This window comes from Streptomyces minutiscleroticus (genome assembly GCF_014650875.1).
Taxonomy (GTDB): Bacteria; Actinomycetota; Actinomycetes; order Streptomycetales; family Streptomycetaceae; genus Streptomyces; species Streptomyces minutiscleroticus.
The window spans coordinates 1-8798 of sequence record NZ_BMVU01000120.1; the positions used below are offsets into that span (position 1 = coordinate 1).

At 74.7% G+C, this 8798-nt stretch carries 7 protein-coding genes and 2 pseudogenes; 5 read left to right on the forward strand and 4 right to left on the reverse strand.

Going from position 1 to position 8798, the window contains the following annotated elements; genetic code table 11:
• Window positions 1-681, forward strand: a pseudogene (locus IE271_RS39500) (Pls/PosA family non-ribosomal peptide synthetase); the annotation flags it as partial.
• Window positions 682-748: 67 nt separating this feature from the next.
• Here IE271_RS39500 and IE271_RS39505 read toward each other — a convergent pair.
• Entirely contained in the window at window positions 749-2122 is a 1374-nt protein-coding gene (locus IE271_RS39505) for an MFS transporter (protein ID WP_190195272.1), read from the reverse strand.
• Between the two features lie 253 nt (window positions 2123-2375).
• Here IE271_RS39505 and IE271_RS39510 point away from each other — a divergent pair, with 253 nt between their 5' ends.
• Together IE271_RS39510 and IE271_RS39515 are read left to right on the forward strand one after the other, a co-directional pair.
• Window positions 2376-2735: an ArsR/SmtB family transcription factor gene (locus tag IE271_RS39510; RefSeq protein WP_190195273.1), complete on the forward strand. Its 360-nt coding sequence runs from the start codon at window positions 2376-2378 to the stop codon at window positions 2733-2735.
• 105 nt (window positions 2736-2840) lie between these two features.
• The gene (locus tag IE271_RS39515; RefSeq protein ID WP_190195274.1) at window positions 2841-3956 is read left to right on the forward strand and encodes an AI-2E family transporter; all 1116 of its coding nucleotides are present in this window, start codon (window positions 2841-2843) and stop codon (window positions 3954-3956) included.
• Between the two features lie 101 nt (window positions 3957-4057).
• Here IE271_RS39515 and IE271_RS39520 read toward each other — a convergent pair whose 3' ends face one another.
• Both IE271_RS39520 and IE271_RS39525 read right to left on the reverse strand, forming a co-directional pair.
• Window positions 4058-5134, reverse strand: a complete 1077-nt coding sequence (locus IE271_RS39520) for an alkene reductase (protein WP_190195275.1) — start codon at window positions 5132-5134, stop codon at window positions 4058-4060.
• A gap of 246 nt (window positions 5135-5380) precedes the next feature.
• Window positions 5381-5869, reverse strand: coding sequence for a DUF6194 family protein (locus IE271_RS39525; RefSeq protein ID WP_190195278.1), 489 nt, complete (start codon window positions 5867-5869; stop codon window positions 5381-5383).
• A 47-nt stretch (window positions 5870-5916) separates the two neighbouring features.
• Here IE271_RS39525 and IE271_RS39530 point away from each other — a divergent pair, with 47 nt between their 5' ends.
• Both IE271_RS39530 and IE271_RS39535 read left to right on the forward strand, forming a co-directional pair.
• On the forward strand, window positions 5917-6741 hold the full coding sequence (locus IE271_RS39530; RefSeq protein WP_190195276.1) for a MerR family transcriptional regulator: 825 nt from the start codon (window positions 5917-5919) through the stop codon (window positions 6739-6741).
• Between the two features lie 63 nt (window positions 6742-6804).
• A pseudogene (locus IE271_RS39535) lies at window positions 6805-7979 on the forward strand (lipid II flippase MurJ); the annotation flags it as partial.
• Here the strand turns inward: IE271_RS39535 and IE271_RS39540 are convergent.
• Window positions 7897-8460, reverse strand: a complete 564-nt coding sequence (locus tag IE271_RS39540; protein ID WP_229919945.1) for a DUF6197 family protein — start codon at window positions 8458-8460, stop codon at window positions 7897-7899. The pseudogene IE271_RS39535 and the gene IE271_RS39540 overlap by 83 nt on opposite strands.
• Window positions 8461-8798: the final 338 nt, after the last annotated feature.

Genomic DNA, 8798 nt, shown 5'->3' on the forward strand with positions numbered 1-8798 from the left:
GCCAAGAACCGGCACAACGCCGTCACCCTGGCCTCCTTCCTGCTCTCCCGGTGGCTGCACACCTTCGGCGTCCTGGTACTGGCCTGGGGCGCGGCCGAACTGTACGGAACACTGGGAGCCTCGGCGATCGCGCTGGCCGGCGTGCTGATCCTGGTGTTCACCGTCGTGCACACCGCGTTCGCCGAGCGGGCCTTCTCCGGTTTCCGGCGGCAGCGCCCGCTGTGCTGCTCGATCTACCACCGGGACTTCTGGCGGCACGAGCGCTTCTGGAAGCACCAGGCGATGGAGCTGCGCCTGCTCAACGGCACACCGTTCAAGGCCCTGTTCTGGCGGATGCTGGGCATGCGCGTGGGGCGGCGGCTCTACGACGACGGCTGCCGGTTCCCCGAGCGCACCCTGGTCACCCTCGGGGACGACTGCACGCTCAACCTCGGCAGTGTCGTGCAGTGCCACTCGCAGGAGGACGGTGCGTTCAAGTCCGACCGCGTCGTCGTGGGTTCCGGCTGCACCGTCGGCATCAGCGCGCTGGTGCACTACGGCACCACGCTGGGCGACGGCGCCGTGATCGCCGCCGACTCCTTCCTCATGAAGGGCGAGGAGGTCCCGCCCGGCGCCCACTGGGGCGGCAACCCCGCCCGGGAGCAGGCCGTCCGGCCGGCCGGGGCGACGCTCTCCGCGTAGCACCAGCGCCCTCCGCGTGTCATCGGACGTCGGCGACCGGGCCGTACCGCCCGGTCGCCGACGCATGTCACCGGTGTGGGTGGAGGCCGTCGGCCAGGAAGGGGTGGCGGTGCCGCCAACCGCCCCGCACCCGTACGGCGTCCACGAGGTGCGGATGCCCCTCCCGCAACCCGGTGTGCTCGTGTTCGTGCCCGGCGAGTGGCGGTGCCGGTGCGGGTGCCGCGACGTCGGGGTCCGCCGGGGGCCACAGCCGCGTCGCGAGCAGCGCCCCGGCCAGGGCGACCGCGCCCAGCGCGAGCACCGCGCTCCCCAGGCCCGCTGTCGCGCCCAGCCACCCGGCCAAGGGGTAGGTCAGCAGCCAGCAGCCGTGGGAGAGCGAGAACTGGGCGGCGAAGGCCGCGGTGCGCTCCTCGGGCCGGACCGAGCGGTGGATCAGGCGGCCGGTCGGGGTGAGCACCGCCGAGCACGCGGCGCCGAAGGCGGCCCAGGCGAGCAGCAGCGCGGGCCAGCGCCAGCCGCCGTCACCGGCCGCCGTGACGGCGCCGAGCCCCGCGAAGACCGGCGGGAGCAGCAGCGCGCCGCACAGCATCACCGCGCGGTCGCGGACACGGTCGAGGACGCGGGGGAGCAGCAGGGCCACGGCCGCCGAACCGCCGCCGTACGCCCCGAGCGCCAGCGCCACGTCCGCGGCGCCGCGTCCCAGGTGCTCGCGTACGTACACCACGCTGTTGACGGTGACCGTGGCGCCGGCCGCCGCCACCGCGAGGTCGAGGGCGAGCAGGGCGCGCAGCCGCGGGACGGCGAGGAAGCGGCGGGTGCCCGCGGCGGCCCCGGCGCGGGTGCGGCCGGTGCGCGGCCCGGCCGCCGCGAGCGGCTTGGGCAGCGCCGTGGAGACCACCAGCGCCGCCGAGGCGAGGAAGCCGGCGGCCGTGCCGAGGAACAGCCGGTCGTGGCCGACCAGGGAGAGCAGCACGGCGGCGAGGGCCGGGCTGAGCAGGCTCTCCGCGTCGTAGGCGAGACGGGACAGCGACAGGGCCCGGGTGTAGTCGCGCTCGGCGGGCAGCACTTCGGGGACGACCGCCTGGAAGACCGGGGTGAACGCGGCGGAGGCCGACTGCAGCAGGAGGATCAGGACGTACACCTGCCACACCTGGTCCACGAACGGCAGCGCCAGTGCCGCGGCGGCCCGCACCAGGTCCGCGCCGGCCATCAGCGCCCGCCGCGGCAGCCGGCCGGCGAACGCGCCCACGAGCGGGGCGACGGTCACGTACGCCACCATCTTGATCGCCAGCGCCGTGCCGAGCACCGAACCGGCCCCGGCGCCGGCGATGTCGTGGGCCAGCAGGCCGAGCGCGACCGTGGCCAGGCCGGTCCCGGCCAGGGCGACGACCTGGGCGGTGAAGAGGCGGCGGTACGCGGGGTTGCGCAGGACCAGGAGCACGGGACGCCTCCTCGGCACGGGAGCGGGCGGCGGTCGGCATCCACTGTATGTTCATGTGCGCACTCGCGCACGTGTTGCGGACGCGTCCGCCGCCCGCCGCGCACCAGCCCCGTACTCGCCGCGCCTCCGGTGGGTATCCGGCGGGCGCCCGGCGGGCACGCGCCACGCGCCCACCGCGCGGAGCGCCCACCGTGCACGGCCCCCACCGCGCATACGGCGCGTCACTTCGCCTTCGGGCGCCTACGCTTGCTCCATGCCCGCTCGCGAGACCCTGTCATCTGCACCCCGTGCGCATCTGCGCGCTCCGGACGGCGCGCGCCTGGCGGAGGCGACCGAGGTGTTCGCGATGCTGTCCGACGCGACGCGGCTGCACCTGCTGTGGCTGCTCGCGCAGGGCGAGTCGGACGTCGGCTCGCTGACCGAGCGGTGCGGGGCGTCGCGGACGGCCGTGAGCCAGCACCTGGCCAAACTCCGCCTGGCGGGACTGGTCGGGACGCGGCGCGAGGGACGGCACGTGGTCTACAGCCTCGGTGACGGGCACCTGCGGCGGCTGGTCCTCGAGGCGCTCAGCCACGCGGACCACCGGGTGAGCGGCCGGGCCCCGCACGACTGACCCGGAAGGGACGTGAAGGGCCGCACGGCCGTCCCGCGGAGCACGACGGGCCCGCACGACCGGTTCGGGAGGGACGGGAGGGCCGGGCGACCATAAGGTGGGCCCATGTCTGCCCCGTTGAGTCCCACGAGAACACGTGCCGCCCTGCGCACCTCGGCACGTGTCTCCGTCGAACTGCTGCTGGTGCTCGTCCTGCTCACCGTGGCCCTGTGGCTGCTCGGCCGGATGTGGTCGGTGGTCTGGCCGCTGGTGGTCGGTCTGCTGCTCACCACGCTGACCTGGCCCCTGACACGCTTCCTGCGCCGGCGCGGATGGCGCCCGGCCCTGGCCGCGTCGGCGGTGACGGTGCTGTTCCTCCTGGTCGGTGCGGGCGTGGTGGCGCTGATCGCGGTGCCGGTGGCCTCCCAGTCCGGTCAGTTGACCGACGGTGTGGTCGAGGGCATCCAGAGGGTGCGCGAGTGGGCCGCGGGACCGCCGCTGAACATCGGGGACGACCAGATCACCAAGGCGTTCGACACCGCGGTCGCCCGCGTCCAGGACAGCGCCGGCAGCATCGTCACCGTGCTCTTCACGGGAGTGAGCACGGCGGTCAACGGTGTGGTCACGGCCGTACTGGCGGTCTTCCTGATGTTCTTCTTCCTCAAGGACGGCCCGCGCTTCCTGCCGTGGCTCACCCGCCAGCTGCCCGGCCGGCTCGCCACCGACATCCCCACCGTGGCCGCACGCGGGTGGGACACGCTGGGCGCGTTCGTGCGCTCCCAGGCGCTCGTCGGCCTCTGCGACGCCGTCTTCATCGGCCTGGGGCTGTGGATCCTGGGCGTTCCCCTGGTGCTGCCGCTGGCGGTGCTGACCTTCGTCTCCGCCTTCGTGCCGATCGTGGGCGCCCTGTTCGCGGGCTTCGTCGCCGTCCTCATCGCGCTGGTGTCGAACGGCGTGGGAGACGCCCTGATCACCCTGGCGATCATCATCGCGGTGCAGCAGATCGAGGGCAACGTGCTCCAGCCCATCATCCAGAGCCGCGGCCTCGGCCTGCACGCGGCGGTGGTCCTGCTGGTGGTGACGCTGGGCGGCAACCTGGCCGGGATCGTGGGCAGTCTGCTCGCCGTACCGGCCGCCGCGCTGATCGCGGTGGTCTGGAACTACGTCCGCGAGCAGCTCGGTGAGCCGCCGCAGGAACCGGAGCCCGACGAGTCGCCCAGCGGCGCCACGCTTCCGGCGTAGCGGCCCCCTCACGCACCCGTTCCCGTGCCGCAGGTGCGGACACGGGAACGGGGATGCGTACGGGCGCACGGTCCCGAGGCCGGGGCCGGGAGCCCCGTGACTCAGCTCGCCCGGAGGAACGGGTAGTCGGTGTACCCCTCGGCGCCCGGCGCGTAGAACAGCTCGGGCCGCGGCTCGTTCTCCGGGTGCTCGCCCTGCCAGCGCTCGACCAGGTCGGGGTTGGCGATGGCCGCCCGGCCCACGGCCACGGCGTCGGCGTGGGTGTCCTCGATCAGCCGTACGGCCTCCTCGCGGGTGGTCGGCGAGGAGAAGCCGCTGTTGGCCACCAGCTTGCCGCCGAAGCGCCGGCGCAGCTCCTGGACCAGGTCGCCGGCCGGCTCCTTGTGCAGCACGGAGAGGTACGCCAGGCCGAGCGGGCGCAGCTGGTCCATCAGGTGGCCGTAGGTGGCCAGGACGTCGTCCCGGTCGGTCTCCAGGGCGTCCTGGATGTTGTGCTCGGGCGAGATCCGCAGCCCGACCCGTCCGGCGCCGACGGCCTCCGCCACCGCGGTCACGACCTCGACGACGAAGCGGGCCCGCTTCTCCGGGGAGCCGCCGTACTCGTCGGTGCGCCGGTTGGACGCCGGGGAGAGGAACTCGTGCAGCAGGTAGCCGTTGGCGCCGTGGATCTCCACACCGTCCAGACCGGCCTCGACCGCCCGGCGGGAGGCGGTGACGAAGTCGTCGAGGGCCGCCCGCGCCTCGTCGGCGGTCAGCGCGTGCGGCACCGGGTAGGGCTGCTTGCCCTTCTCCGTGTGCCCCTCGCCGTCGATCGCGATCGCGCTGGGGGCGACGACGCGCCGGCCGCCGTTGACGTCCGGGTGGGTGACCCGGCCGCCGTGCATGACCTGCATCACGATGCGGCCGCCGCGGGCGTGCACCGCCTCGGCCACGCGCCGCCACCCGGCCGCCTGCTCGTCGGTGACGATGCCCGGCTGCCCCACGAAGGCCTGCGACTCGTGGTTGGGGTAGGTGCCCTCGGTGACGATCAGCCCCATGCTCGCCCGCTGCCGGTAGTGCTCGACCACCAGGTCGTCGGGAACGCCGGAGGAGCCGGACCGCATACGGGTCAGCGGGGCCATGACGACGCGGTTGGCGAGTTCGATGTCTCCGAGGGAGACGGGGGTGAAGAGGTTCATGTGCAGGTGCAACCCGATCCGGGGAAAGAGGATTCCCGGGCGTCGCCGACTGCGACGGACATCACTTTTGGATCTTGGTGACGCCCTTCGCACACCGAACGGGGGCAACGGTGGCACGAGGGCGACGGCCGCACGGGAACAGTGGTACGGGAACAGCGGCGGCACGGGAGCGGCGGTCCCGCCGGGGCGGCGCCCGCGGTGGCCGCCGCCCTCCGGGACGGCCCCCGTCCGTTCTCGGCGACCCCCTCACCCGTCCTCCGGCGGCCGGCCGCCCGTCCGGTGCCGCCGCTCGAACCGGGCGCGCGCGGCGTCGTGGGCGTCGCGCAGCAGCCGCTCGACCGTGCCCGTCGTCCGCTCACCGGGAACGACGACGCAGACCCAGCCCAGGGACCCGTACACCGGGTGCGGCAGCACGCGGTCGGCCGCCGCGTGGTCGCGCGGGGTACGGGGGCCGTCGCCACGCGGCTCCTCACCGGTGAGCTCCCGGAACGTCGCCCGGTCGACCTGGACGTTCACCCGCCAGCGGCCCGGGGGGTCGAGGTCGGAAGCCGTGTCACCGGGGTGGTCCTTGGTGACGATCGTCCCGTAGGGCTGGGTGGTGCGGGGCATCCGCCCGTCGGGGGCGTAGTAGAAGAACGCGTCGCCCCACGCCTGCTCGGGGAAGTCGCCCCCCGGCTCTGGGACGACCACGAGCGCCCCGTCGAAGCCGCGCACGGTCGCGATGATCTGTTCCATACTCATGGTTCGAGCATGACCTTCAAGTGCTTATGTGGGGTTGACCGATGAACGGGCCGACGGGCGGGTCGACAGAGAAGCCGGTGGACGGGCCGACGGGTGAGGAGCCGACGGGCGGACCGGCCCGCGGCCCGCGAGGGGCACCGCTGCGCACGGCCGACGTCGCCAGGGAGTCGGGCTACTCGGTGCAGCAGGTGCGCGACCTGGAGCGGCTGGGGGTCATCCCGCCGGCCGCGCGGTCGGAGAACGGCTACCGCTCCTACACGCCGGTCCACGTGCGCGCTCTGCGCGCCTACCGGGGACTCGCGAGCGCCGTCGGGCCCGTCGAGGCCCGGCGGACGCTCGCGGGGCTGCGGACGGGGACGGTCGTGGAGGCGGCCGCGGCGGTCAACGAGGCGCACGTGCGGCTCGCCCGGGAACGGGACGAGGTCCTGCGCGCCCAGGAAGCGCTGCGCGCCGTCCTGGCCGAGGAGGACACCGCCGGGGACGGCGCGGGGCCCGAGCGGGACGGCGACGCGATGACGATCACGGAACTCGCCGGAGCGCTCCGGGTGCGCCCCTCGACCCTGCGGTTCTGGGAGCAGGAGGGGCTCCTCGCCCCCGAGCGGGTGACGTCGCTGCGGGCGCGCCGCTACGGCCTCCGGGCCATCGGGGCGGCCCGGATCGTCGCGGCCCTGCGCGGCGCCGGCTACGGCGTCCCCGCCGTACGCGAGATCATGGACTCCCTGGACCGGTTCGGCGGCCCCGAGGACGCCCGGCGCATCCTGCGGAGGAGGCTCGACCGGATCGCCGTACGGACGGTGGCGCTCCTGCGGGCGGGCTCGGACCTGGCGGCCGTCGTCACGGCCGCCGGGGAACCGGCGGACACCTGAGGACGCGCGGGCACACGCCTCGGGGCGCATAGGGTGACGGCATGATCGAGGGGTGGACTCCGCGGGGCGCTCAACGCCGTGCTGGTGCCGCAGCTGGTGCGGGCCAGGGCGACGCAGCCCGACGGCGGCCGGGCGTACGAGCAGCGGCTGGTCACGCTCGTGGTGTGCGTGCTGGGCGCGGGGACGGCGCTGGCGGTGTGGGCGGCGCCGCAGATCGTGGGCCTGTACACGCGGGACACCCCGGACAGCCATGAGGCGTTCGAGCCGACGGTGACGTTCGCGCGGTTCCTGCTCCCGCATTCCTGCTGCCGCAGATCTTCTTCTACGGCCTGTTCGGCATCTACGGACAGGTGCTGAACGCCCGCGAGAGGTTCGGCGCGATGATGTGGACGCCGGTGCTGAACAACGTCGTGCCGGTCGGCATGTTCGCCGCCTACCCGGGACTGATGACGGCGCCCGGCCGGGTGGAGGACATCACCGGCGAGCAGGTGCGGCTGCTGGGCATCGGGACGACGGCCGGCATCGCCGTCCAAGCCCTGGCGCTGGTCCCGTTCGCGCGGGCGGCCGGCTTCCGGTTCCGGCCCCGGTTCGACTGGCGGGGCACCGGCCTGGGCAAGAGCGCGCACGCGGCGAAGTGGACACTGCTGTTCGTCCTGGCCAACCAGGTCGCCCTGACGGTGATCACGAACCACGCCAACGCCGCCGACCAGGAGTTGCCCCAGGCCGGCGCGGGCTACTCGGCCTACACCTACGCGCGGACCGTCTGGATGCTGCCGCAGTCCATCGTGACCGTGTCCCTGGTGACGACCCTGCTGCCGCGCATGAGCCGGGCCGTCGCCGAAGGGCGCCTTGCGGACCTGCGCGCCGACCTGTCCCGCGCGCTGCGGATCAGTGGGGTGGTGATCGTGCCGGCCGCCTTCCTCTTTCTCGTCCTGGGACCGCACGTCTCGTCGCTGCTGTGCGCCGCGGGACCGGCCGCCGCGCTGGGCTGGGCGGTGGGGCACGTGTGCGCCGGGCCGGGCGGCGGGACGTGGCCCACCGCGGCCGCGCTGACCGCGGGCACGCTCACGACGGCGCTCGGCCACCTCGTCCTGGCCCGCCTGATGAAGATGAAGGTGGGGGGAACTGCGCCGGCCGCCGTCGCGGCGGAGCCGGTCACAGGCCCCGGGCGTCGGCGAGTGAGGCGGCCTCGTGGAGCATCCGCAGAGGCACGCGGCCGCTTCCCCAGGCGTCGTTGAAGCCGGGCACGGAGTCGACGTCGTCGCCGAAGCGCCGGCGGACGGCTTCGAGGACGACGCGCGCGGCGTCCGCGGCCAGCTCCCGGTCGCCTCCCGCCTCCGCGCGGATCGCCCCCAGCTGGCAGACGGCGCCGGAGGCGTCGGCCAGGGAGCCGGCGCACCAGCCGGCGGTCTCCATCCGGTGGCAGGCGCGTTCGAGGAGGGCCGCGACCGGCGTGGTGTACCGCTGCGGCGGGCGCTGCGCGGCGGGGGCGAGCGGCACGGTGACGACGTCGGCGATCTCGACGGAGCCGGTGCGCAGGTGGGCGGTGTTCACCTCGTGGGCCAGGGCGGCCTCCTCCAGCCGGACCGTCATGGCGGCGTCCACGAGGGCCAGCCGCGCCTCCAGCCCGAGAGGCGGCGGTGCCGTCGCGCGGTCCGTTCCGTCGCCTGCGCGGCGGGCCGTGGGGGAGGGGGAGGAGGGGGACGTGGACGCAGGCATGGGGGCTCCGGCTGGCGGCATCGCGGTCACGCACGGCGACGGGGTACGACCAAGACGATGAGCGGCCGCGGAGCCACGGGAAGGAAGACGGCCGCGAGCGGTCCCTCCAAAGGGTGAGGAACAAGGACCCATGCGGACGATCCCGGCCGTCCGAGCCGGGCCGGACCGTCCGAACCAGGCTGTCCGGGCCTGGCCTCTCGGACCGTGCCGCATGAGGCGGACCGTGCCGCATGAGGCGGACCGTGCCTGCGGGGTCTTCCGGGGGCCGGAGCGCTCCGGAGGCGGCGGTACCGGGGAAAGGGGGGAGGCCGGCCCGACGCCATCGGCGTCGGGCCGGC

What these genes read in the sequence shown, in the direction of transcription:
- IE271_RS39515 (WP_190195274.1), top strand. Translation starts at nt 2,841, where the DNA reads ATGTCTGCCCCGTTGAGTCCCACGAGAACACGTGCCGCCCTGCGCACC.
- IE271_RS39510 (WP_190195273.1), top strand. Translation starts at nt 2,376, where the DNA reads ATGCCCGCTCGCGAGACCCTGTCATCTGCACCCCGTGCGCATCTGCGC.
- IE271_RS39540 (WP_229919945.1), bottom strand. Translation starts at nt 8,460, where the DNA reads ATGCCTGCGTCCACGTCCCCCTCCTCCCCCTCCCCCACGGCCCGCCGC.
- IE271_RS39530 (WP_190195276.1), top strand. Translation starts at nt 5,917, where the DNA reads ATGAACGGGCCGACGGGCGGGTCGACAGAGAAGCCGGTGGACGGGCCG.
- IE271_RS39525 (WP_190195278.1), bottom strand. Translation starts at nt 5,869, where the DNA reads ATGGAACAGATCATCGCGACCGTGCGCGGCTTCGACGGGGCGCTCGTG.
- IE271_RS39520 (WP_190195275.1), bottom strand. Translation starts at nt 5,134, where the DNA reads ATGAACCTCTTCACCCCCGTCTCCCTCGGAGACATCGAACTCGCCAAC.